Source organism: Nonomuraea sp. NPDC046570 (assembly GCF_040645915.1).
Classification (GTDB): Bacteria; Actinomycetota; Actinomycetes; order Streptosporangiales; family Streptosporangiaceae; genus Nonomuraea.
Window position 1 is genome coordinate 1 of the sequence record NZ_JBEYZF010000058.1, and the last position, 24,195, is coordinate 24,195.

The 24,195-nt window shown below is 65.2% G+C and carries 16 protein-coding genes and 1 pseudogene; 4 read left to right on the plus strand and 13 right to left on the minus strand.

The features are described from left to right. Positions 1 to 602: 602 nt before the first annotated feature. Positions 603 to 992 carry a nuclear transport factor 2 family protein gene (locus tag ABZ911_RS40545; RefSeq protein ID WP_358069129.1) on the plus strand — a complete coding sequence of 130 codons (390 nt, stop codon included), beginning with the start codon at positions 603 to 605 and terminating at the stop codon, positions 990 to 992. Between the two features lie 17 nt (positions 993 to 1,009). Here the strand turns inward: ABZ911_RS40545 and ABZ911_RS40550 are convergent, their stop codons facing one another. The 3 genes from ABZ911_RS40550 to ABZ911_RS40560 are packed head-to-tail and all read right to left on the minus strand — an operon-like array spanning position 1,010 to position 2,848. Further along, a complete protein-coding gene (locus tag ABZ911_RS40550) occupies positions 1,010 to 1,459 on the minus strand; it encodes a YdeI/OmpD-associated family protein (RefSeq protein WP_358069131.1) in 450 nt (149 codons plus the stop codon). Between the two features lie 13 nt (positions 1,460 to 1,472). Next, on the minus strand, positions 1,473 to 2,021 hold the full coding sequence (locus ABZ911_RS40555; RefSeq protein WP_358069134.1) for a dihydrofolate reductase family protein: 549 nt from the start codon (positions 2,019 to 2,021) through the stop codon (positions 1,473 to 1,475). A 50-nt stretch (positions 2,022 to 2,071) separates the two neighbouring features. After that, entirely contained in the window at positions 2,072 to 2,848 is a 777-nt protein-coding gene (locus tag ABZ911_RS40560) for an alpha/beta hydrolase (protein WP_358069137.1), read from the minus strand. Between the two features lie 99 nt (positions 2,849 to 2,947). Here ABZ911_RS40560 and ABZ911_RS40565 point away from each other — a divergent pair, with 99 nt between their 5' ends. Beyond that, a complete protein-coding gene (locus ABZ911_RS40565; protein WP_358069140.1) occupies positions 2,948 to 3,598 on the plus strand; it encodes a TetR/AcrR family transcriptional regulator in 651 nt (216 codons plus the stop codon). Between the two features lie 62 nt (positions 3,599 to 3,660). Here the strand turns inward: ABZ911_RS40565 and ABZ911_RS40570 are convergent, their stop codons facing one another. From ABZ911_RS40570 to ABZ911_RS40610, 9 genes and pseudogenes are all read right to left on the minus strand, one after another. Then, positions 3,661 to 3,939 carry a hypothetical protein gene (locus ABZ911_RS40570; protein WP_358069143.1) on the minus strand — a complete coding sequence of 93 codons (279 nt, stop codon included), beginning with the start codon at positions 3,937 to 3,939 and terminating at the stop codon, positions 3,661 to 3,663. A 104-nt stretch (positions 3,940 to 4,043) separates the two neighbouring features. Continuing rightward, entirely contained in the window at positions 4,044 to 5,087 is a 1,044-nt protein-coding gene (locus ABZ911_RS40575) for a bacteriocin fulvocin C-related protein (RefSeq protein ID WP_358069145.1), read from the minus strand. Between the two features lie 90 nt (positions 5,088 to 5,177). After that, positions 5,178 to 9,002, minus strand: coding sequence for a hypothetical protein (locus ABZ911_RS40580; protein WP_358069148.1), 3,825 nt, complete (start codon positions 9,000 to 9,002; stop codon positions 5,178 to 5,180). Between the two features lie 614 nt (positions 9,003 to 9,616). After that, positions 9,617 to 12,853, minus strand: a complete 3,237-nt coding sequence (locus ABZ911_RS40585; RefSeq protein ID WP_358069151.1) for a tetratricopeptide repeat protein — start codon at positions 12,851 to 12,853, stop codon at positions 9,617 to 9,619. 1,086 nt (positions 12,854 to 13,939) lie between these two features. Then, positions 13,940 to 14,146: a hypothetical protein gene (locus ABZ911_RS40590; protein WP_358069153.1), complete on the minus strand. Its 207-nt coding sequence runs from the start codon at positions 14,144 to 14,146 to the stop codon at positions 13,940 to 13,942. A gap of 523 nt (positions 14,147 to 14,669) precedes the next feature. Beyond that, positions 14,670 to 18,293 carry a GDSL-type esterase/lipase family protein gene (locus ABZ911_RS40595; RefSeq protein ID WP_358069156.1) on the minus strand — a complete coding sequence of 1,208 codons (3,624 nt, stop codon included), beginning with the start codon at positions 18,291 to 18,293 and terminating at the stop codon, positions 14,670 to 14,672. Positions 18,294 to 19,629: 1,336 nt separating this feature from the next. Further along, complete coding sequence (locus tag ABZ911_RS40600; protein WP_358069171.1) at positions 19,630 to 20,727, minus strand: site-specific integrase; 1,098 nt, start codon at positions 20,725 to 20,727, stop codon at positions 19,630 to 19,632. A gap of 69 nt (positions 20,728 to 20,796) precedes the next feature. Then, a pseudogene (locus ABZ911_RS40605) lies at positions 20,797 to 20,928 on the minus strand (site-specific integrase); the annotation flags it as partial. After that, the gene (locus ABZ911_RS40610) at positions 20,915 to 21,268 is read right to left on the minus strand and encodes a hypothetical protein (RefSeq protein WP_358069159.1); all 354 of its coding nucleotides are present in this window, start codon (positions 21,266 to 21,268) and stop codon (positions 20,915 to 20,917) included. The gene ABZ911_RS40610 and the pseudogene ABZ911_RS40605, both read right to left, overlap by 14 nt. A gap of 538 nt (positions 21,269 to 21,806) precedes the next feature. On the opposite strand from ABZ911_RS40610, the gene ABZ911_RS40615 reads away from it, so the two are divergent. Continuing rightward, complete coding sequence (locus tag ABZ911_RS40615) at positions 21,807 to 22,085, plus strand: hypothetical protein (RefSeq protein ID WP_358069162.1); 279 nt, start codon at positions 21,807 to 21,809, stop codon at positions 22,083 to 22,085. Positions 22,086 to 22,289: 204 nt separating this feature from the next. After that, on the plus strand, positions 22,290 to 22,628 hold the full coding sequence (locus ABZ911_RS40620) for an Lsr2 family protein (RefSeq protein ID WP_358069165.1): 339 nt from the start codon (positions 22,290 to 22,292) through the stop codon (positions 22,626 to 22,628). Between the two features lie 19 nt (positions 22,629 to 22,647). Here ABZ911_RS40620 and ABZ911_RS40625 read toward each other — a convergent pair whose 3' ends face one another. Next, on the minus strand, positions 22,648 to 23,541 hold the full coding sequence (locus ABZ911_RS40625) for an IS982 family transposase (RefSeq protein ID WP_358069168.1): 894 nt from the start codon (positions 23,539 to 23,541) through the stop codon (positions 22,648 to 22,650). Between the last annotated feature and the right edge of the window lie 654 nt (positions 23,542 to 24,195).

The window sequence follows — 24,195 nt, forward strand, 5'->3', positions numbered from 1 at the left end:
GGCCATCATGCCGTGAGAGGCGCACGACGGGAGCACAAGAGAGTGCATCACCTCCATGACCTGCACGGATGAATATTCGGCACCTGCAGCGTCACGGCCAGGAGTTCTCCTGCTCGGATGCGGCCAAGCGGCACGCCCCGGACATCGACCTGACCGCAGACTCGGCCCGGTACGGCACCGTGACGGTACGCGCCTGGAAGGGCCTGCATCAAAGCTCACCCGCACCGGTCGCTGGGCCGGCCACCCCGCCGATGAGCGGCTGCCCATCGTGCGCGGCACCGTCCTCCAGATCATCGTGGACCGACTGCCCGACGGCCGCAGGCCCACCAAAGATCTCTGGCTGTGGCACGCCGGGCCCGTCTGTAGACCTTGGCGAACCGGCGAAAATGCTCTTGGTCGAAACGACGCAGGTAGGCCTTCCACAGCAGATCCACCCGGTCCGGGTTGACCTCACTGGGCATGGCCCGCGCCCATCTGGCCTCGGCGCAGGCCACTGATCGATGGATGCATCTGATCATGGCCGCGTACGCCCAACTCCGGCTGGCCAGTCCGCACGTCGATGACCTACGCCGTCCCTGGCATCCACGCCCCGAACCGGGAAGGTGCGGCGGAAGGCCCTGCGGCCGCAGGATCTCCAGCCGCTCTTCGTCGAGCGGGTCAACGCCCGCGATCTGGAGGGGCTCGAAGAGCTCTACGAGCCTGACGCGGCACTGCACTATCCGGCCGGGCACATCGCCCAGGGGATCGAGGAGATCCGGCTGGTGCTGAGGGATTTCCTGGCCGCCGAGCCCCTCATGACGGCCGAGCCCGTCAGCGCGGTCCTCGCCGGTGACCTGGCACTGACCTCGGGGGTGTGGACCATGGAGATCGCCGGGCCCGATGGTCGGCCTTTCCACGCGACGGGGCAGACGGCCGAGGTCGCGCGCCGCCAGGCCGACGGGACATGGCGGATGATCATCGATGATCCGGACTTCGTCAGGCCTCGGGACTGACATGGCGCCCTGCTCCGTCAGCGGGTACGCCCGTCCCGGAGCAGGGCGATCGTCTCGGTGAGACGTCGCTGCCTGGTCTCGGGCTTCTTGGCTCCCTCGACGGAGAGAACGAACCACTGCTTCTTGGTATAGGAGAGCGTGTCGAAGAACCTCTTGGCCTCGGCGTCGCGGTCGAGGGCCTCGGCGAGATCGGCCGGCACGGTGACCTTGCGGGGTTCGGTGTCGAGTTCGAGGTTCACCACGACGTCGTCGCCCGCGGAGACCCCCGCGTGTGTGCGGTTCTCCGCGCTGATCCCGACCATGTATCTGCCGCCCATGGACGCCACGGTCGAGCGGTAGGTGTGACCGTTGATCGTGACACGGACGGGGGGCCGCTTGCCCGCTCCGAGGTCGGCGACGACCTCGTCGGGCACCTGGAACCCCGTGGCGGTTTTGCCGGCCAGCTCGAGTGTGACTCGGAATCTCATCACTGTCGCCTCTCTACGGGTGAAGCGCGGGCTGATAGGTCAGATGAACGACACCGGTGCTGAAGGTCGCGGAGTCGATCAGCCGCAACGGTGTCTGCCGGTCGTCGTCGAAAAGGCGCCGGCCGCGGCCCAGGACGATGGGGTGGACCAGCAGTTGGAGTTCGTCCAGGACACCCTCACGCAGCAGTGACCGGACCAGGGTGGGACTGCCGCTGATGGTGATGTTGTTTCCGGGTTCCTCCTTGAGCTTGGTGAGCTCGGCGGCTACGTCGCCGCCGAGCAAGGTGGTGTTGTGCCACCGCACCGTGTCCAAGGTCGTGGAGGCGACCAGTTTGGGCATCGTGTTGATCCGCTCTGCCAGCGGCACCTCGCTGCCGCGCTGCGGCCAGGAGGCGGCGAACACCTCGTAGGTGGTCCGCCCGAGCAGCAGGATGTCGGACTCGTGGAACTGTGCGGCTACCACCTCGCCCATCTGCTCGTTGTAATAGGGGAAGTGCCAGTCCTCAGGTGCTTCCATGACACCGTCCACGGACACGAACAGCTGCGCGATGATCTTCCTCATGACCTCTCCTCGGTGGGTGGTGTCTCTGGGGATGCCTGGGCGACGCGGTCTCAGGCGGCGAAGAACTCCGCCAGGACGGGGGCGATGGCCGCCGGGTCGACGTTGTGGGGCTGACCGTGCAGGGTGCGGCGCTGGGGGGTGGGCAGGGCCGCGGTGATCGCCTCGGCGGCGGTGCTGACCCAGGGGATCGTCCCGCCGTCGATCACGATCGTGGGAACGGTGATGGAGGCCAACTGGTCGGCGGGCAGGGAGAAGTCACCGGCGACCTCGGCGTCGTAGGCCAGGGCGGGCGCGGTGGAGCCCATCGCCTCCCAGAACGGGCCGGCCTTCATTCCGGCGACGAACTCGGCGGGCATGAGCACCGCCTCCAGGAAGAACAGTTCGAGCATGTCGCCATGACGGCCCTGCTCGCGCAGCGCGAACTGCTGGTCGCGATAGTCGGCGGGGACGGCCGGGCGGGTGCCGGGGAGGATGTAGGGCACCTCCCACAGCGCCAGCCTGGTGATGGCCAGACCGCGAGCCGCGGCCTGGACGGCGAGGATCCCGCCGCCGGAGGTCCCGTACACCATCGCCGATCCGCCCGCTTCGGTGATCAGGGCCCGGATGTCCTCGAACTCGCGGTCCACTGAGTACGGCGCGGCGTCGCCGCTCTGGCCCCGGCCGCGCCGGTCGTAGTTGTACACGGTGTAGTCGCCCGCAAGCAGGTCGGCCACCGGCGCGTTCGCCGATCGGTCGGTGGGTCCGCCGCCGATCAGGATGACTGCCGGTCCCGAGCCGATCCGGTCGTACGCGATGGGGGTCCCGTCCGTGGAGATGACCTTGTTCATGGCGTTTCCTCTCAAGTTCGTTCGGTACTGGACCGTACAGTACTTGCTTGAGTACTGGGCCGTCTAGTACTAAACTGAAAATGAGGAGAGGAGCGGACGATGACAGATATGGCACAGACGACGCCGCAGGTGGAGGGCCGTTCAGCCCGCAAACGCAGGGCGATCATGGAGGCGGCCACCGGGCTGTTCCTGCGTAACGGCTATCAGGGCACCAGCATGGACGAGGTCGCCGCCCTCGCCGCGGTGTCCAAGCAGACCGTCTACAAGAACTTCACCGACAAGGAACAGTTGTTCCGCGACATCATCCTCGGCGCTACCGACCGAGTCGGCGAGTTCACCGAGGTCGTCGCCCAGCTCGTCGGCACCGAGGACCTGGAGGAGGACCTGGGTGAGCTCGCCCGCCGATACATCACCGTGGTCATCCAGCCGCGAACGCTGCAGCTGCGCAGGCTTCTCATCGCCGAGGCGGGCCGCTTCCCGGCGGTGGCGCGTGACTATTACCAGCGGGCGCCGGGAGGCACGATCGACGCGTTCACCGACTGCTTCCAGAAGCTGGCGGACCGGGGGCTGCTACGGATCGACGATCCGTCCCTGGCCGCCAGCCACTTCGCCTGGCTGATCTTGTCCCAGCCGATGGACAAGGCCATGTTCTTCGGGGACGAGCAGCAGTACACCCCCGCGGAACTCCAGCACTTCGCGGACGAAGGGGTCCGCGTGTTCCTCGCCGCCTACCGGACCTGGGCCGGATAGTCCCAAGACTTCTTAACCTGGCGGTCGCCTTAACTGGGCGTGGAAGCGTCCGGCGACAACACCTACGCGCATCTCTGGTTCGAGAAGCGCCTCGCCCGCAGTACCAGCACGAGTCCGGCCGTGTATATGAGGGCGTAGCAGAGGGGTAGCCAGGCCCCGGTCGTCGCGGCGGCGAGGCTGGCTGCGGCGACCAGGGCCAGTAGTGTCGCGGCCACGGCGTGCTCCCTCACGGCCGTGGCCGCCACCGCGAGCCCGCCGAGCACGCCCACGGCGGCGAGCAGGTCGGCGAGCAACCAGGCGTCCAGCAGTCCCGCCTCCGTGACCAGGCGCAGTAGGGGCATAGGGAGTGACGGCGTCCAGATGTACGCCGGGCCACCGCCGACCAGGTTCGCGACCGTCGGAATCGCGGCACCCGGGGCGAAGATCGCAGCATTCCTCGCCGATCTCATTCGCACAGCAGTCCTTGGGTTGTCCTTATGCAACACATTCCGTTGCAAAGATGCATCCACGCAATTCCGCAAAGGTATGCGTCGGAGCAGCCAAGAGCCTTGTAATAGCATGAGTAGTCCCCGCACAAAGGACTGTCGATCGCACACTGACACGAACCCGCTGCCGCCGTGAGGGCCGGAGTCGGCCGATCCGACGACGCGGAGGCCGGCCGGGGGCCGAGGTTGGCGAACACGGCGTAAGCCTCAACTTCGCCAAAAGCGGCGATCGCCGTCTCCCTCAGCGAGTTAAGCCTGCGGTGCGTTTCCTCGGTGACTGGGCTCACGAAGTTCGCATTGTCGCTGACCAGCTCCATGAAATCGCTGAACACCGCGTCCTGCTCAGCACTCATGTTCGGATGAGAGCTGCGATATTCCTGGAGGTGGGCGACCCAAAGACGGCTGCGCGCCTGGGGGGAAAGCGCGGCGTAGACGGCTCGGCGGTGCTCCAGGTCATGAACGCTAAAAGCCTCATAGGTTTGCGGGAGGTTAGCCTTGTTATCCTGGACCCACTTTTGGGCGGGCGATGGGCCGGCCACGGCGGCCTGGGCAAGCGATGTTCTCCCGGCGATCACGGACACGGCGACACCGAGACCGGCCAGTCGCAGGAAGTGGCGACGTCCCGCGCCCGGATGGGCGGAAGAGGCGGCATGCTGCTTTTCCTCCTTCCGGTTCCCGCCAAGGACGGCCAGCAGGCCGTACGTCCCGCGGACTCCCAGGCGTACGGCGAGCCGCATCGCCATGGCCGCGCCCGTCCATGCGCGCACGCCGTCACCTCCGACCCGGAGAAGGGTCGGCGTGAACGGCGCATCGTCGCCGAGTGCCTGCTTCCGCCACTCGACGACCTCTGGATGCATGAGCGGAACGATCTCAAGGCGATGCTCGGCGAATTTCTTCACCTTGCCGGCCAGCCCCCGGCACTGGCCACAGGAGGCGTCGAAGGCGAGAATCCATTGAGGATTGGAATTGGCTTGCATGACATATCCTCCGTTATTCGCATCCATGTGACAGAAGGGAATTCATGAGGCCTAGGATGCCCGCTCCCGATTGAGGGCGGCGGGTGTTGACCTATCCGGTCGGTGTGGTGCCTGAGCTCAGGGAACCACGGCACAGGCGGTGCTGGACTTGGCGCTTTCGCCACCCATGTTCTCGGCGGTCATCTGGAAGCAGTGATTCTGCCCGCCGGGCAGCGGTGAGACGAGGGCCTCGCGGTTGTTCTCCCCCCAGGGGCCGATCTTGGTCGGTGCCTGGGATCCCGTCCAGTAGTAGATGTAGTAGAAGACGCCGTCGCTGGGATAGGTGACCCCGTTCCAGGTCACCTTGACGGTGTTGGCTCCGGATCCGGTTGCCGTCACTCCGGTGGGGGCGGCGGGCTTGGTCACCCGGACGGCCTTACTCTCGATGTTGGACCTGTCGCCCTCGATCGAGCCCTTGGTGCTGGAGAAGGGCACGACGTACCACTCGAAGGTGTGCCCGTGGTTCCACGGTCCGCTGATGGGGTCCACGCGCGCTTCCGGCTTGTTGCTCCAAATCTCGTACTTCTTCCAGTCCTCCCCTACCGTGGCGTCGCGGTGCCAGATCCAGTACCACACTCCCTGACCCACGTCGTCCCATCGGAGGTTGACGTGTCCCTGGGGTTGCACGGTCGCGGTGAGACCACTCGCCTTCCGATCCTGGAGCCTCGGGCATCCGCCGTTGCTGCGCTGCGGCTCGACCTCGTTGTCGTACCAGGAATTGTCCGGCGCCAGAGCGGAGGTTCTCGCGGCTGCGCGAGTCTCCTCGGCGGGTGGCAGCTTGCCGCCGGGCGGTGGAGGCGGCGCGTTGGGCGGACGTCCGGTGTCGGTGAGGGCGGGCGGGTGCAGGCCACGCCCGACGGCGGCTCCCTCGGCCGGCGCGCTCCGGCTCGGCGTCGCCTGGGGCGGAGCCGCGAAGGCGAGGGGCGCCGCCTGTGGAGCGGTGGGTGAGAAGAAGGCGGTCGCCGGCACGTCGATGAACCGTGGCCGGTAGGTGTCGGGATAGTAATCCGTTCTGATGCGGCAGCCGATGTTCACCGCGCTGGTGTTCACGTTGTACGAGATCACCACCCTGCTCGGATCTGACGACAGTCCCGGGTGGACGCGCGCCTCGTAGATCGCGTAGTAGTTCGGGTCGGTGTGGGCCTCCGGCGGGGTGTAAAGGTTCACCCGGGTGTTGGCGAACCCCCACGGGGTCCTCGACGGGTTGGCCGCGATCGTGCCCGGGGTGACGTGCGGATCGGCATGGTGGATCAGCCAGAACTGGCCGTTGATGTGGGCGACGCTGAACCCGCCCTCAGCCGCTGGCATCAGTGGCCGGGAGGAGGAGCATGAACTTCCCCACTGGGGGTTTCCGCCGGAGTCGGTCCCGGTGAAGTAGCGCCAGAAAGACTGGTCGGTCAGGTCAGACGTCACCGCGGTACGGGCAACGAAGATCCGTTTGCCGAAGGTGGCTTTGGACTCGAACCCGTAGATGTAGGTGTAGCCATCGTGATCCACCAGCGCCGTTCCCCAGATGATCGGGTACGGTGCCGTGACGAAGCAGTCGGCCAGCGCCGTCGGAGTCTTCTTGATGACGGTGTTCTCCAACTCGCCCAAGGAGAACGTCGCGACCGCACCGCGCGTGTGCTCGTCCGCGATGCCCTTGTAGTAGAACTTCACCACCCGGTCACCGTCGACCTTGGCGTCCCCGGTCCAGTACTGCGTTCCCTGGCCGACCGGCGTATGGGCGTAGCGGGACCAGAAGTCGATCGAGGTGTCGGTCTCCTTGCAGGTGTTGCCGCCGGTGATCGTACGCAGGCTGGAGCCGCTCTGGACGACGATCGAGTTGCGGATGAAGCTGGTCTCGAACCCGCCGGGGCGCTTGCTGGGATTGCCGAGGATGGTGTCGGAGAAGAACCAGGCCCGCTTACCGGGGGACAGGCTCACTGACTGGGTGGCGTCGCCCCCGCTCCAGTCCGCGCATCCGGCGGCGTCACCATAGTTCTTGAACATGTTGGTCAGGGTGGTGTTGAGGCGCACTCCGGCCTCGGTGGCGATGGACGCCGACCACGTCACCTGCTGCGCCGCGGTTGCGCCTTGCGCGGCGCCACTGTCGGCATAGGTGTCCACTCGCGCCATGATCAATGTGGCCATCTCCGTGGAGGAGATGGACAATGACGCCTCACCGTTGGCGTCGGCTCGGGCCCACCGGCTCGGACTCATCGTTGGCGCCCCGGAGCCTTTCGGCCAGACGATGAGGATCGGCCGGATGTCGCCGTACGGGGTCCCCGGATTCGTCACCTGAACCGTGATCCGGCCCGATCCGGTGGACGGCGGGGTCAACTCCACATATGCCGTACCGCCTGGATAGATGAGCGTCGAGCCGCTGGCGGACCCGCCCCAGTTCATTGACTTCTCGGCCGACCGCGCGGGTCTTTTGTCGCCAAGCCGGCCGCGCCAGGTGGTGGCGGCGTGCGGGTCGCTGTAGCCGTCGGCGGCACTGAGGAACCCGCTCAGGTTCGTAGTCTTGCCCGTGAGCCGGTAATTGGCCACGGCAAAACCCTGTAGTTCGGTCTTCAGATCGAGGCCGTAGCCGGCCAGCACCTGGTCAATCGCCTCCAAGGGGAGCTTGTCGTACATCGCTTGCCAGGTCTGCAGGACGAAGTTGAACGCGGTCCGTTCGGTCAGGTAGTTCGCCAGGATGAATGCCCCGTACTGCCGTTTGGGACCGATATCCCACGGCTGCAGCGCCGCGTTGAGCGCCCCGCTGGGGTCACCCAGGAACAGATTGAGTTTCGAAGAGTAAGACTCGGACCCCGGCCCGGAGGGGTTGATCTTCTTGTAGAGCTCGTGAGTGGCCCACTCGGCGGTGACCTCCATCCACCAGTTGATCGAGGTCGTTTTGGCGAGCAGGTGCGCGATGGGCAAGTGCTGGTACTGCACCGCGTGGAACATCTCGTGGTAGGGCAGGTAGGTGTATTTCCAATCCCGCCGTGTTGTGGTGTCGGGCTCGGGGTCGGCAGGGTCGGAGGGCAGCAGGATGATCGGGCCGCCGACCGGATCACCGGGGCCGCCGGTGGGGAGAGTGACACCGGGCTGGTTGGGGTTGACCCCGAAGAAGTCGAAGCCGAGGTAGACCTGGACACCCTGGCCGGTGATGCCATAGCCCCAGGATCGGTACTGTGCCCAGGCCTGGGTGTGGTTGGTGGTCAAGAGGTCGATGGCGTCGGGTACTCCGTTGGCCGGGCTGGTGTCCACCGCGAGGACACCGTCCGTCGGATGAAAGATGCCGTCCGACTCGAAGTGTAGGGACGCTCCATCGATGTTGTAATAGACGTCGAATCGGGTGGTGGTGGTGACGCTGTGCACGCAGTCGAAGTAGCCGCCCGCGAAGCTCACGTTGCTTCGATGGTCGCCGCACTCGGTCCACGGTGATGGCGCCGCGACTGGGGGCGCGAGGCTCTCGGCGCGCGTGGTCTCAGGGGCGGGGCGCTTGAGCGCCTCGGCCACCCAGGCCTTGGTCTCCGGTGAGGCCTGTCGCTCGGCCAGTGACAACGCGTAGGAGAGCGCCAGTCCGGCCTCGTGCGGAACTCCGTCCTTCGATCTCAGTTTCTCCGGAACGTTTTCCGGATGCGTGATGCGCGCGACTGAGTAGCGCACGTACTCATCGACGCTGATCTCGCCGCGTTTCCACGCCCGCGACAGCGGGTCCTCCTCGCCGAAATCGGGCTCCTGCTTCGCGAGCTTCTTGTGAAGCTCACTCTCAGGACGCTCAACTGGCTGGTACGGCTTGGGCGCGTCGCTGGGCAGGTCCGGGACTTGCGGGGAGGTGGTCGTCGGGGCAGAGCTGGGGGGAGGTTCCGCGGTCGCGCTGGAGGCGGCGGACAGTTGCAGAACGCCCGCGAGCAGACCGACCACCGTCAAGGCTGCGATCCGCCTCCGGAAACGCCCCTCATGAAAAGATAACAAATGCTCCACCTGCAGGAAGAAGTGACAAGACAGATGAGTTTTGAACTACCAGCACTTCTGGCGCACCCGAATACCTGGCGATTTCGCACACGTTGCAACCGATTCCCGAGCCAATCACGGCCGATGACCCGTCTGCCGAGACATCAGCCATTGGCATGAAGATTCCCGGGGACTTGTCCTCTGGCCCCGTGGTCTTCATCCGCTCGCTATCCCTCTTTGCCTGTTTCGAACAACCACGCCGCCCGCCAACTGGTTAGGCGAGTTGAGCGGCGGGCAGGGAAGCCGAACCCGCTCCCATGAGGATGGGGGACAAGGCTGTTGATCTTCTCATCGCCGACTCTCAGTCGTCTCGGTGTCGATCCGCGATTGACGGCGCGGAATGAAGGTTCGCGACTGATGGATCATGACCGCGCCGCTGGACTACCCGCCCTTGACGCCATGGCCTGCTCGGCGCAGCGGTCGGTGGGGATCAGGGCGCCGTCCAGGATCGCGTTTGACAGTCCCTCGGCTTGTGCGCGGTCGAGGGCTCGGGCAGATCCGGAGCCCGTACTTCGGGGTGCCGCGGCGTGCTACCTGCGGAAGCCGGGCGAGGCACTGAACGAGTGTGCCAAGCGTGCCCTCAATCCCGTCCTTTCAGGAGCACCGATCTCGGCGAAGATATTCAGAGCCTGCTGCCACGCTTCGGTGGCGGCGTCGATGTGCTGGGTGATGTACAGGGCATCGCCGAGACCGCGATGAGCGCAGGCCTGACCGTATGGATGGCTGATGGTGATAGCCAGTGCCAAGGCTTGATGGTGATAGTCGAGGGCTTCGGTTGGATCGTCCATGGAGCATGCCGCCTGCCCGAGACCGTTCAGCGCGGTGATCTTCGTGACGGGGTCGCCGGACTCGTCTACCAGGGTCAAGGCCTGGCGGTGGCAGTCCTGGGCTTGGCTGTGGCAGTTCAACCGCAGATGGAGGTTGCCGAGTTCGACCAGCGTGCCTGCCTGGTTCGCCTGGCTGTCCGCCTGGCGGCCGAGGGTGAGGGACCGGTGGTGATGGTCGAGGGCCTCTTGGTGGCGTCCCAGCATCCCGTAGGCGACGCCGAGATTCTGCAGCGCGATGGTCTCCATCGTCCGCTCACCGAGCCGGCGAGCGATGGAGAGCGCCAGCTGGCAGTGGCTCGCACCGAGCTCGTAGCGTCCCATCCGGCAGTAGGTGAAGCCGAGGTTGTTCAGGGCACGGCCCTCGCCCATCGGGTCACCGATCTCGCGCGCACATGAGAGGGCCTGCAGCAGGCAGTGGAGGGCACGAGGGTAGTGCCCCAGCCGCTCATGGTTGATGCCGAGGTTGGTCAGCACGCGGCTCTGACGTTGCCGGTCGTTCAGCTCGCGGGCCAGGGCGAGTGCCTGCTCGAAATGGTCGTTCGACTCCTCTGCCCGTCCCAGCTCCGCGCAGGTGATGCCCAGGTTTTTCAGGGCGCGGCTCTGCGCGGCGCGGTCGCCGAGGCGGCGGGAGATGTCGAGAGCGTGCTGCTGATGTCGCAGGGCCTGCTCGTACTGTGCCGTCCGCCAGCAGGTGACGCCAAAGTTGATCAGTACCTGGATCCGCGCGGCCTGGTCGCCGAGCCGCCGGGCGACGTCTGCGGCATGCTCATAGAGTGCCAGCGCGTTGCTGTGGTGCGCACCGGCGAAGAGATATCGCCATAGGACCAAGGAGATATCGACCGCCCATGCATCGTGGCAGGTGAGGGCAGCAGCCACGAGGTTGTCGCGCTCGGTCTCCAGCCAGGCGGCCGCTCGGTCACGAGTCATGACGGGCGCGCACTTCCACAAGCCGAGGGGGGTGGTGCGCGGGTCGCCATGTCCGAGGGATTCGGCGGCGAGAGCCGCAGTGGACAGGTAGTACTTACGCAGGCGGTCTATGACATCGGCGCGGTCGGTGTCTGATTCGATGGCCTGACATGTCTGCTGGGCGTAGTCGCGCAGCAGGTCGTGGAAGCGGTAGCGGCCCGCGGTGTGTTGCTGCAGAAGGTGGGAATCGAGAAGACCTTCCAGTAGCCGCTCGGCCTGATCGAGTGGTGTGCCGGTGAGTGTGGCTGCCGTGTAGCGATCGAAGTCGTTGCCTGGCACCAGGCTGAGCAGCCGGAACATGCGCTGCTGGGCTGTGCTCAGCTGGTTGTAGGACAGGGTGAATGCGATGCAGACTCCACGATCACCCACCTGCAGTTCCTGCATTCTGCGGTCTTCGTCGCCTAACCGATCTGCGAGGTGTTCCATGGTCCAGGCCGGTCGATGAACCATGCGGGTAGCGGTGATCTGGATCGCCAGGGGCAGATACCCGCACAGCCGGAGGACATCGGCGAGCGTTTTTCGGCTCGCTCCTGCGCGCTGTTCGCCAACGATGCTCAGGAACAGCGTCTTGGCCTCTTCCGGCTGCAGGACATCCAGCGAGAGCACCGAGGCGTCCTCAAGCTCGGTCAGCCGCCGTCGACTGGTGATCAAGATCTTGCTGTGCCCGACGCCCGCTAGCAGGGGGCGAACTTGGTCGGCGCTTGCGGCATTGTCCAGTACGACGAGCATGTGGCGTTCGGCCAACTTCGCTCGCCACAATGCGGCGGCCTGCTCGACGTCATCTGGAATGGACTCCGGCCGTACGCCGACCGCGCACAGCAGCCTCCGCAGGGCTGGGGCCGCGTCCAGCGGATGGCGACCAGGCGTGTGGCCATGCAGGTCGATGTAGAGCTGCCCGTCCGGATACCGGTTTGCCAGCCGATGGGCTGCATGCACGGCCAATGCCGTCTTTCCTACTCCCGCCATGCCGTCGATCGCCTCGACGACCACCGCCTTGGGGTCGCCATCCAGCAAATGAGCGACCTCAGCCGCTCGCCCGGTGAAGCGAGCGATATCAGCGGGCAGAAGACGCGGCGCCAGCCTGGACCGTACAGCGGCAACCGCCCTCGGGGGATCGTCGACTACTCGGCTGGCATCCTGCCCCAGGTCAGAGTCGGCCGAAAGAATCTCGGAGTGGATCCGTGTGAGATCCTTTCCCGGGTCGAGGCCGAGCTCGTCACGAAGATGCTGACGTGCGAGTCGATATTCCTCCAGCGCTTCCGCCGTACGTCCCGCGTAGTGAAGCGCGAGCATCAACTGGGCCCGCAGCCGCTCCTGCAAGGGGTTGTCGGCAACGAGCCGACGCAGCTCGCTGATCAACTCCTGGTAGCGGCCCAATGCGAGATCAGCGTCAATTCGATCGGCGAGCGCCACGATACGACGCTCTTCCAGTGCAGCACCCTCGGTCAGCTGTAACTCATCCCGCGTGCCACCCAGAGCGGGTCCGCGCCACAGCGCCAGAGCCTTCCGTAAATGCTCCGCAGCCTGTTCCGCACTGCCCGCGGCCAAGGCAGTGCGGGCGGCGCTCGAATCGGCGATGAACGCGTCCAGATCGGAGGCACCCGGCGCCATCCGCAGCGAATAGCCCACGGGTGTGCTCGTCAGCATGCTGGCGTGAGTGAGCATCCGGCGAACGGACCACACGTGATTGTGCAGCAGCCTTCGTCCCGAGCCCGGTATCTCCGACCCCCACAGCGCGGTGAGCAGCCGGTCATGGGGAACCACTTGATTGGCGTGCAGTACAAGAACCGCCAGCAGGGTTCTCTGTTTCCGCCCAACAATGGGCACCGAGTGCCCATCCCGCCATAGGTCTACCGGCCCCAGGACCCGGAACTCCATCTGCGCCCCTATCACATCGGTCGCGGCGCGGATAGACCGCGTAGCCCCGGCGTGTTTCCCTCGCGCTTCACATAATCCATCAATCACGATCTTCATTAGCCGGATTTTCGATAACGGATCGATCAAATGAACGATCAAGAGATGGCCAGAAGAAGATCAACAGCAGACCGCACCATGCTGGGGCAGCGGGTGGGGACTCCACCTCTCGCGCACCCCCGGAGACATGGCCCTCTTCCAGGCCCCGGCAAAGTAGAGATTTGTCCGATTCGGCAGCTTGAGGTTGGGGCTGAGACCCATGACGACCTGCGTCGAATCCCCGGTCGAGCGACGGAGCGAAACGGACACTCCGGCATGTTCTTCTACTATGCCGGCGCCCTGGGCCCTCTTCTAGCCTCGATCTTATGAGAGCCAACGGGTCGCCCGATGGGCAGGACACAGCGTCGAGTCCTGTTGGAGATCTACGCCAAGTGCGTCGCCGGCCAAGACCACCTCTGGCGCGACATGCTCGGGGATGAAGACAGCGACCAACAGGCGATTGCCCCTGTCTCGCCGATCGGTACGCGGTTGGTACGTGATCATGGGCATTCACTTGCCGTCAGCGGCATCCGGTGGCACACCCCAGAAACACGAATGACCCGCGTTTCCGCAGGTCATTAGCGTGTTCTTTGATGTAGATCGCGAGTGCCCCCTGCGGGGCGCAAGGCAGTCCGGCACCGGAGTAGCGTACCCGTGGGACCTGGCGGCGTAGGACCGCGTTCTGGTGCCGTGTTACCAGCAGTTCCGCCTCTTTGGAAACGCTGCTCCATAGCAGAAGTGCGGGCAGAGACAGCAGGCGCCAGGTGACGGCGTACACCGTGGACAAGATCACGAAACGTGATCCCAGGCGACCCCGGACCGGCCACTCGGTGCCCTTAGCCCTTCCGCCCACCGGACGAAAGGCTCTGCGCTGGAAGTGATTCGAGTTCTTGAGCCCCACAGGTGGGCTCGCCGTGCACCCGCCGATATCCCCACGATGGATTCTCGCGAACCAGGCGCAGGATGAAGGCTCGGACGGAGCGGACCGTGGGCGGGCGCCCTGACCGTTTCGGCCGGCAGATACGGGCATGACGCCGTTTCATCAGGTCGCGATGCCAGCGCAGGACGGTATCCGGCCGGACGACAAGCCGCAGCCGGCGCAGGACCTCACGCGGCAACCAGAAGAGCGGCGAGAAAGGCCCGGTCCTCCCGAGCGAATCTCACCCGGGTGTCGGCACCGAGTTGCCGTTCAAGAACGGTGATCTGATGACGCAAGGCAAGTATCTCGACGTCCCTGTCCCGATCACCCATCGACAGCAGCCGCAGCGCGGCGAAGGCGTTCATAACGGTCAGGTAAGCCAGGCGAAGGAGCACGGCCGATCATCATGCCGCACCTGCCTCCCTCTCCTGATGGTCGGAACTCTCGCACGCCACGCAAAGCCCTCACAGAGGCATGACCTGGGCGGACGCAGTTATCAGCAGGCGCAGTGTCTGGCGAATCCACAGATCAGACGCGGTGACCGAATATTCGAGCCCCACACGGTCCGCGTGACCTCACCGCGGCCGGCCACCGAGTCGACGGCGGAGCACCTGGTTCTCATGCCGGAGCACCAACAGCTCAGCGTCCTTGGACAGATCAGAGCGGATCAGCACCGCCACAAGGCCGAACAAGCACCGCACCAACCGGTAGCCCAGCGACAACAACACCTCGCGATGGTCCCAGCCGCCGCCTTGATCACGCAGCAAAACCCCAGATCACAACACGAAACCGTGTTTCCGAGCGGGACACGGTGTAGCCGAGTGCGACCAGGGCCGGAGCCGGTGGGACGCGGGAGCCGCACGGTGGCGACCCCCGCGTCCGCGGCGCAGCGCTCGTTCTACAGCATGCGGCTTTCCCTCACTGCCGTCGCCCCTGCAGACACTGACAGTCTCCGGCGTTCAGCGGTGGGATGCCGAACGCCGAGTCCGGAAGCCGTCTGAAGAGGTATCCGGCCTCCTTCACCTGCTTGCGGAACTTCGCCAACTCCTTTTCGGTGAGTAGGCGGTCGGCGGCGAGAGGCTGCGGCCGGACCCTGAGGTGGGAGGAAGCGTTGGCTTCCAGCCCGCCGTTGGCGGCAACGATTCGGAAGCCATAGTTCGTGGGCCCGCTCGTCAGATATCCGGCGTTGAAGCTGGGGTCGATGGTCGTCGCGTCGATGGGGAAGGGCATCCGCCTCCATGCAGGGTTGACCTGAGCGTAATCGAAGTATTCGATCCAGTAGCCGACCGCGCCGAACGAGGGATTCCAGGTGAGGCGGGCTTCGGCCGGACCCGTCTGCCAGGCGTCGGTCATAGACACCACCGGAGGTGTCCCGCGACCGGTGTGGGCGGGCAAGGCCCCTCCGGGCACGCCGGCTCCGATGGCGTTGACGCCGGAGACGGCAACGTTGTAGCGGTGGTCGGTGGCCAGCCCCGTGTAGGTGTAGCTCGTCGCGGTGGCGGTCACCGTGGGCAGCCAGGCCCCGGTGGTCTGGTCCTGGGCGTAGACCTCATATTTCGTTGCTCCTGGTGTCGCCTGCCATGTCACCTCGACGCTGGTCTGGCCAGGGATCACCTTCACCCCCTGGGTCTGCGGCGGGGTCTGCGGGTTGGCCACCCCCGAGGCGATGGGTGAGGCGGAACTCTCCCGGCTGCCGTAGGCCGCGGTGATCCTGTACTCGTATGTGTGGTCCTTGAACAGACCCCCGGACAGCCAGTGGTCGTCGGCGATCGGATAGGGCAGCTTGTGGAACGGCTCGCCCGCCGTCACGTCGCGTGTGTGGATGTAATAGCCGCTGGCGCCGTACACCCTCCCCCACTTGAGCTCGATGCCCTCCGGTACGACCTGCGCTGTCGCCCACGTGGGTGCCGTCAAGGTGACGTCGGGCACGGTGGGCGGGATGGCCCCGAAGGCCGAGCCGATCGATAAGCGGGTGGAGAAGGCGTCGGCGAAGGCCTTGGCGATCTTGTACTCACCGACCCCGTTGGGATGCAGCCCGTCGTAGGCGTCACTCGCGTGGTTGAACACACTGTTGATGTCCACCACATAGATCGGTGACTGGGCGGTGGTGAGGGAGGCGATCACGCCGGGTAGTTTGGCCTTGTAATCGGAGATCGCGGGGTTCAGCCACGACCAGCCGTCCAGCTCGGACCGGTTGACCACGTTGGAGATGAAGATCTTGAGCTTGGGGTTGGCGGCCCGTGCCTCGGCAATGAACGTCTTCATCGAGGTGATAGTGCCATCAGCTCCGCCGTGCCAGGCGATGTCGTTGAACCCAAGTGCTACGACGAGGTAGTCGGGCATGTGGGCCTGCACCGTCGCACGGATTTTGGTCTTGGCGTCCGCGTAATGCCATCCCCAGAGCGAGAAGTGTTCACTGTCGAAATTACCGTCGCGATAAGTGGCCGACGTGTCCTTGGCGTACATGTTGAATGTGCCGCGGTAGGGGCCCACGAAGTCCACCTTGAGGCTGTTGGCGGCGAAGTGCTTGGCGAGGCGGTATCTCCAGGTGTAGTCCCCCTCATGACCGTTGGTGATCGAGTCGCCGACCACCATGATCTTCCCTCCGTTGCCGGTGAGGCTGACATCGACCGGCGGGCTGAAGTAGGGCCCCGTCGCCGGAGCCTCCGTCTGCCGCCCTGCCACCTGGACCGCCACACCCGTGCGGCCGATCACGATCTGGTTCCAGATCTCCAGGGTGGGGGTGTACGTGGTGGCGGCGACCGTCACAGACTTGATCACCTGTCCGCTGCCGGGGTCGACGAACTGCACGTCGAAGCTGTCGTTCGGGTGAGTGGCGGACCCGCCGGCCGGTGACCAGCTGAAGGTCGGCGGAGAGCCGCTGCCCACCGTCACGGTTCTCGGGCCCATGCCGTGCGCGGCGAGGACCGTCTGCCCGGCCTTGCGGTCCGCCCAGCTGCGGCCGGAGCTGAGCGTCTGGTAGGCGGCCGAGAACGTGGTGGGCGCGCCGGCGGTGAGCTTGGTGATGATGTCGTTCATCGATCCCCACGCGGCGGTCTCCCCGGAGTCGGCGTCGACCCGAGAGTCGTAAAGGTCCCACAACGCCCGTTGGACCGTCAGCTCGCTATCCTCGCCCGGTGGCGCGCAGGCCTTGGCGCCGGTGCCACCCGCGCCCGCCGTCTCGATGTCGTAGAAGTACAGGGCGGTCGGCGGGTCCGGGGGCGCGGACAGGCCGTCGTAGTAAACCGTCGGGGAGTAGTCCGGGATGCCCGCCGGCACTCCCTGTGCCTGAAGAGCCTTCAGTCCGTAGAACGAGGCCCAGCCTTCGCTCCAGGCGAGGCGAAGAGCGTCCTGCTTCGTCGTGCCGATCCGCCAGGCCGAGTCGCAAATCCCGTGGTCCCCACCGGGACTGGAGTCGAAACCTCCCGCCTTCGCGACCACGTGCCCGGACTCGTGCGCCAGGATGGTCCAGTCAAAGGCATCCTCATCGCAGCGGGCGCCGGGGCAGATGAGCGAGCTGCCTGCGATGGAGATCACTCCGCCGCCCGCCTCGGACTTGGTGCCCGGGTAGGTCACCAGGAGCTTCGACTGCCAGTCAGAACGGCGGATAGCTTGGTAATGGGCGCCGACCGTGCGCAAAGCGTCCAGCAGCGCGAACGACCGCCCGGTATCGGTGGTGTTGGCGATGTCGGTGTTCACGCCCGAGTACGCATTGCCCGGGGACCAGGTATAGGGTCCGGACGCCACGTAGTACGGATCGTTGACGCTTCCTTGGTGGATGATTCCTACTTCGTTATCCGTGATGATCTTTATCCGGTAGTCGCCTGCCATGAAGTTCGCGACGGTGGCGTTGAAGGTGCCCGTCGCACTCGTCCTGCCGAGTTCGTACCGGAGCAGGCCAGTGCTCGAGACAATCTCCAACAGGGCATTGCGTACCGGCCGTTTCGCGCCGTTCCGGTCGTGGTAGGTGATCGTTCCGCTGACCGTCACTTGGTCCGCCGCGGCGGTTGACGGGTGGTTCGCGTCGGGCAGTGGGGTCACCTGGATCGCCGCCGGGTCGGTGCCCGGGACGCTATGGAGTTCGAGAACCTCGGCGCGGAACTCGTCCTCGGACAGACGGCCCAGTTTCCGTGCCCGCCGGAGTTCGGCTTCCGCCAAACCCTCGAAGCTGATGGCCGTGACGACACCGTGAGGCCCGTTGCGCACAGCCGTGAACTGGGAATCTGCTCCAGTGGAACCGGTGAACACCTGCGCGAGGATCCCGGTATCGCCTTCGGAGATCTCTGGCAGCTCTATGGAACGCTGCACAGACTGCCCGATTTCCAGGTCTCCGAGGGGCACGGTGTCGACATGCGTGGTCGCACCGTTGCGATAGAAGTCCAACCGGATCGACGCGTCCGGCACCGCCGTCTGCGGGGTCACCTCCACAGTCGCAATGCGTCCGTCCTCGCTCAGCTCGAGCGTGACGTCGGCGACGCTTAATCCCTCGGAGGTCCCTTCTTCCTCGGCGGTCGAGGCTCCGGTATCAAGAGTCTCGGACACACCGGTTGAGGCCCCGGCCGGGCGACCATGCGATGGCGAATCAGGTCCATCCGTCGTGGCAGCCGCTCCCGAAGGCGGAATGGAGGCGCCGGCAGGCGGCACCGCCGCAATCTGGCCGGTCAAGAATGTAGTGGCCGCAACTAAAGCAACCATGCTCTTTCGCACGGCAGGTCTTCTCCTTGAGTGCGTCGAAGTTAGCGGAAGTCGTGGCCACAGAGGTGGCCATTTGGGCAGCCTTCGCCGTGATCGCTCCGAACGGTGAATCCCCCGGCAACCCCGCGATCTAGTGATTTATAGAGATTCTTAGCTTGAAGCCGGTCCGGTGTCGGCTCCGGAGACTGGCCAGCATTTACCGCTGACAGAGAGGTGATCTCGTGTGCCCTGCAGAAAGGATTCGATCACCTGGCGTAGCGGTTTGAACGACTGCGCTCTGGCCCGCGGGGTTCATCGGCTGTTGTTAGAAGGCGCTGTCGCAGTCGTTCTTGTCGGCGGTGATGGCCCCGACAATGCCTGCAGCGGGCTGGACGGCATCCTCGGGGCCGAGCACCTCTATCGGCGGCACCCCCCATCCAGCAGTTCGGCTCTGGTGATCAGGCCGCCGGAGATGTCGGCGGCGGCTGCCATTGGACAGGCCTGGAATGGCGCGGAAGTTGATCGACGGAAGGGAAACCCAATCCGCTGCCATGAACAATGGCTGAGGCCGCTATTGATCTTCTCCTCGACAAATCTCCATATTGTCGGTAATGGAACCGTTGCTTGAAGGTGGCTGCTGATGGTTCGACGGTGCACGCGTAGCGCCTGCACGCGCCCGCCGTGAACAGGTGGGGATGCAGGCGGCCGACCGGTTCTCGCAGGGTGCGAGCGACGCGGAGGTGGCGGTCGAGTTCCGGATCAGCCGGATGGCGTGTACCGCATCAAAACTCATCGCACAGAGCCGACCTGGTACTTCACGGCGTTGGCCATGTGGCTCGTACACATCAGTGACACGAACGCGTGATGCGACACCGGCGGGTCAGCCGTGCTCGGTCCGTGCTCGTCCGCCCCGGAACGCGCCGACAGGTCACGGCACGGCCGGACACTGAAATCGACCCAGCGCGGGACGGACCGACATTGACTGACACGACGAATCAGCAAACGATCTTTCTTCTAATCCGACGGTCGCAGGTTCGAATCCTGCAGGGCGCGCTTTGATCATGCCGCTGACCTGCGAAAATCGTGTCGCTTAAGTGGTACGGAATACAGTTCTAGCCGATCGATGCTCGCTCGGTGCTCGCCCGTACCAACCCCGTACACACCATGATCACCACGCTACGCAGCGGCGCTCACCGGGTCGGCGTCAAGATGAACAGCCCCGTTCCGCCGCGATTCCGGCGAGACGAGGCCGTTCTCCCACTCGGTTAGGCTCTCCCACTCCGGTTAGGCGCGGAGATGCCTCACTCCGCCCTTCCTGATCGTCTCCCAGCAGCAGCGCTGCGGTCTTCTCCGCCGCCGCCATCGCCACCTGCGGAAAGACCGAGGTGTAGGTGTCGGCGGTGAAGGCACTGGAGGTGTGTCCCAGCGTCTCCTGGACCACTTTGATCTCCACGCCCGCGGCCAGCATCAACGAGGCCGCGCCGTGCCGTAGATCATGGAGCCGGATCGGCGGCAGTCCCGCCAGGTAGGCCAGCCACAGGAACTGGTCGGACACGTGTTGCGGGTGCAGCCGATCCCCGTCGGATTGGGTGAACACGAAGCCGGTCCCCTTCCATGCCTGCCCCGCTGCGAGCCGTTCCTCGCGCTGGCGCCGCTGGTGGGCACGCAGGACCGCGATCGTTTCGGCATCCAGGGCGATGGTGCGCATGGAGGCGTCCGTCTTGGGCCTGCCCTCGTGGATCCGCCCGGCCAGTTGCACCAGCTGCCAGGCGATGCTCGCGGTTCCGGCCTCGAGATCGACGTCCTTCCAGCGCAGCCCGCACGCCTCACCGCGCCGCAGACCTCGAAGTGTGATCAGCCGGTACAGGGCGAACAGCCGATGCCGGCCGGCTTCTTCCAGAAACAGCCGGGTCTGCTCCGGCGTCCACACCATCACCGCCGACGGGCGCGGCACCCGGATGTAGGCATCGATCGGATCGACCCGCCGCCCGCCACGACGCAGCTTCTCCACCCTGAGGTAGTCCCGGAACTCCTGATGCCACTCGCTGACCCGGTCCCTGGTCCACACCAGCGCCTTGGGGCGGGTCTTGGCCGGCATCTCCAGCGCCGCCGCGGGATTGAAGTCGATCAGCCGGTCCTGGCGGATGGCCATGTTCAGCGCGTGCCGAAGCGTCGCCCGGATGATGTGCATGGTGGCCGTGCTGACCGCACGCCGATACTTGACACCGGCCCTTATCTCACGGTCGGCGCTGGCACGGCGCTCGGCGATGACATCGTTGAACTCCTCGATCTGCTCGAACATCCCGGCCACGTCGCCGACCTTGAGCCGATCCAGTCGGATATGCCCCAGGTAGGGCGTCAGGTACAGCCTGATGTGGCCTTCGTAGGAGCGCCGGGTCGTCTCTTCGATCTTCCGCTTGCGCTTGAGGAACTCCTCCAGCCACTGCCCGACCGTCACATCCCGGGTCAGGTCCTGCCGGGTCCGCACCCTACGGCGGACCACCTCGACACTGGGCAGAGCATTCGGTCTCGGCCAGCGTTCTCTTGATCAGATCCGCGATCTGATTGCGGGTGACCAGCTCGCTGGGGTCAGCCAGCGCCAGCAGTTCACGCACCTGCCCCAGTTGGCTGTTCGCCGCGTCCTGGGTGGCGAAGCCACTGCGGCGCAGCGGACCCCGGCGCTTGCCCTCCACGGTGGCCGGCAGCTCGATCTGGTAACTCCAGATGCCGTGCCGGTTGCTCCAGCCCCCACCGGGGCGCCGCAGCCTGGGACATTTCTGCCCCAGGGCCTTACCGTCGGCTCCCGTGCAGGAGCACCGCTTGAACGTAGTACCGTCACCCATCACCCATCTCCCCTCATCCTGCGATGCCTTCGCCCACCCATCACACGAACAGCGCACAACACAGCCAGGGGCGCGGCCAGGCGAGCACGACCCTGACCAACACCGGGGCTGATGCACGGCCGCGCCGGGCGGGGATGTATCGACACCCACCTGCACGCCATCGGTCAAGCCGAATCCGACCGCCGTTCCGGAATTCGACGACCACCACCCCCATCCGGATTGACACAACGCAGGCAGCCCCAGACGATCAACGGCAGATCCCTGTCACCAGTTCAAATACCTGCCGCCACACCCGAAATGGGACAGGAGCACAGGACAAGGTTTGGTCATCTCCACGGAAGTCCGCGACGACACGAAGAACCCGCTTCAGGCATCCGGGCAACGCGATACGAGGCGACAGTCGGCGGCACGACTTGACACAACCGACGCGACGTCATCACGCCGGCGAGAGGACATGCCACACGCTGGGGTAACGCAGCTGTGGATTTTTAATCCGTAGGTCCCGACAACTATTGGCCACAAGGGCGAGTTCATTCGCATGGCGAAGGCGCTCGGATTCGTGGCGAAGTTCACCGATTCAGCGAATCGCCTGAAGTGGCTGAACGAGGCACTTGAAGCGGTTTTGGAGTGTCTCGGCCCGATTCCTCACGGCCCGATCGTGGCCATGGTCGCCGAGGGGGCGATCGTTAAAAAGAAGCAGACCACAAGGATGCTCAGCCTGGTCGCCGTTGACTGCGAGTGCGCATACACAAGGAAGTGGCTAGACGAGTACGGTACGCCTATGTGCCCTCACGGGGTTCCGATGAAGGAGATATGATGTGCCTGGATAGCCTTTAGAGTGGTAGCACAGAAACTCTATGCAAGACGCGAGTTTGCGCGCTGTTCCTGATCGTGGACGACTGCAGCTCTAAGGCGAGCCCCTAAGGACTCTGAGTGCAGCAAGGACACTCGGGAGCGATATGACTTCTCCGGTCCTTGAGAGCGGCTAAGGTTGCCGCCAACACAGTTGAGGAGACCTAGCATGGCTAAGCAGATTCAAGAGATCTTCATTGATGACATCGACGGCAGTGCGGCCGAGGGGACAACCACGTTCGCACTCGACGGCGCGACGTTCGAGATCGACCTGTCTGGCAAGAACAGGGAGAAGCTTGAGAAGGCACTCGCGCCCTTCATCACCAAGGCCCGCGCGGTGCGTGCTGAGCGGCCCGGCCGTGGCCGCCGCGGAGCGGGTGTCTCTCGGGCGATGAGTCGCGAGAAGTCGACCGAGATCCGGCAGTGGGCCAAGGCTCACGGGCTCCCCGTCAGCGAGCGCGGCCGCATCGCCGCCACGGTGGTCGAGAAGTACGAAGCCGCACACTAGACGAGTAAGTCCAATGTGATCAGTGGTCATAGGCGATCAGCGAGCGGGTGACCGGGGCTCCGGTCTTGTTGTTGTGCCAGATCGCCGCGGCCATCGCGAGGATGCGCTGGGCGACGCGTACGGCGACGCCTTCGAAGGTCCGTCCGCCGTGTTGCTCCAGGTCGAGCTGGCCCTTGAGGGTGTCGTTGACCGACTCGATGAGCTGGCGGACCTTCTTGAGCATCGGCTCTCCGTAGCGGGCCTTCTCGCGTTTACGCGAGGGCCGCAGCAGTTCGACGCCCTGTTCGGCGAGGTCGGTTTCGAAGGGCTTGGAGGCAAATCCCTTGTCGGAGATGAGCACGATGCCCTCGCGCTCGGCAACCAGGCCAGCGTCGACCTCCAGCATCGCGGCCAGCACTTCGCGCTCACCGATCTTCGGGTTGGCCAGGGCCCACATGATGGGCATGCCGGTCGGGGTGCACACCAGGTACAACCGCAGGCCCCAGAAGAACCGCGAGTGCGAGGCGCAGTAGCCGTACCCTGCCCAGCCGGCCAGGTTCGAACGCTGCACGGTCGGACGCGACATCCCGCACGGCACCGGCGTGGAATCGGTGATCCAGTGGTTGTCGAACCAGAAGTCGCTGTCAATGGCCAGTTCCCGGATCATCCGCTTGACCAGCGGCAACGCCGCGCGCAGGCATTTGTTGTAGCCCGACTGCTGGGGCAGGTACGGGAACATGCCGGACAGATGCGTGCGGGCGAAGCGCAACCAGCGGGCCTCGGAGTGGTGGCCGAGCAGGGCCTGGGCCACCGCGAGACAGATGAGTTCGGAGTCGCTGAGCAGCAGTGGTCTGCCCATCCGGCGGTCTCCTCCGATCTCGTCGTCGATCTTCACATATAGTGCGGTCAGGAGGGTGTTCAGGTCTTGCGTCACAACATGATCTTGGGCGCCCTCTCTTCATGCCCGCTCACTGGCCCCCAGACATCGGACTTACTCGTCTAGGACGTATGCCCATGGCCCCCTCTTCGGAGGGGGCCTTTGTGTTAGGGAGGACGTGTGACGCACGATGAGACCAGCCCCATGGGCCGGGAGATGGCAAGGGATGGTTGCCATCATGCCCGGTTCCAGGAAGAGACGGGCGGCAGCGAGCCTCGGAGTTGACCGAACCAGGGGAGATGCACAAGATCGGTGTCAGAGTCGAGGCCGGGGGTTGCGTCCACTGTTGGCCAGGCAGAACCCCGCAGTGGGGGCATCAAGGATCCAAGGCGAACTGCTCGGTCTCGGCCATCGAGTCGGGGAGGGCACCGTACGCCCGATCCTGGTAGCGGCTGGGCTCGGCCCCGCACCACGCCGGGCGGCACCGACGTGGAGGCATTTGGTGACCTCCCAGGCCTCGAGGCTTCTGGCGTGTGACTTCCTGCATGTTGACACGGTGTTTCTGAAGCGTCTGTACGTCTTCTTCGTGATGGAGATCGAGACGCGCTGTGCGCACTGAGGTGCCACGGTGATTCCGGACAGTCGCCTTATGGGCGTAGCCTAAGCGGCTGCTTGGGATGAAAGGGACTCGTCGAGTACTTCCAGGGGTGG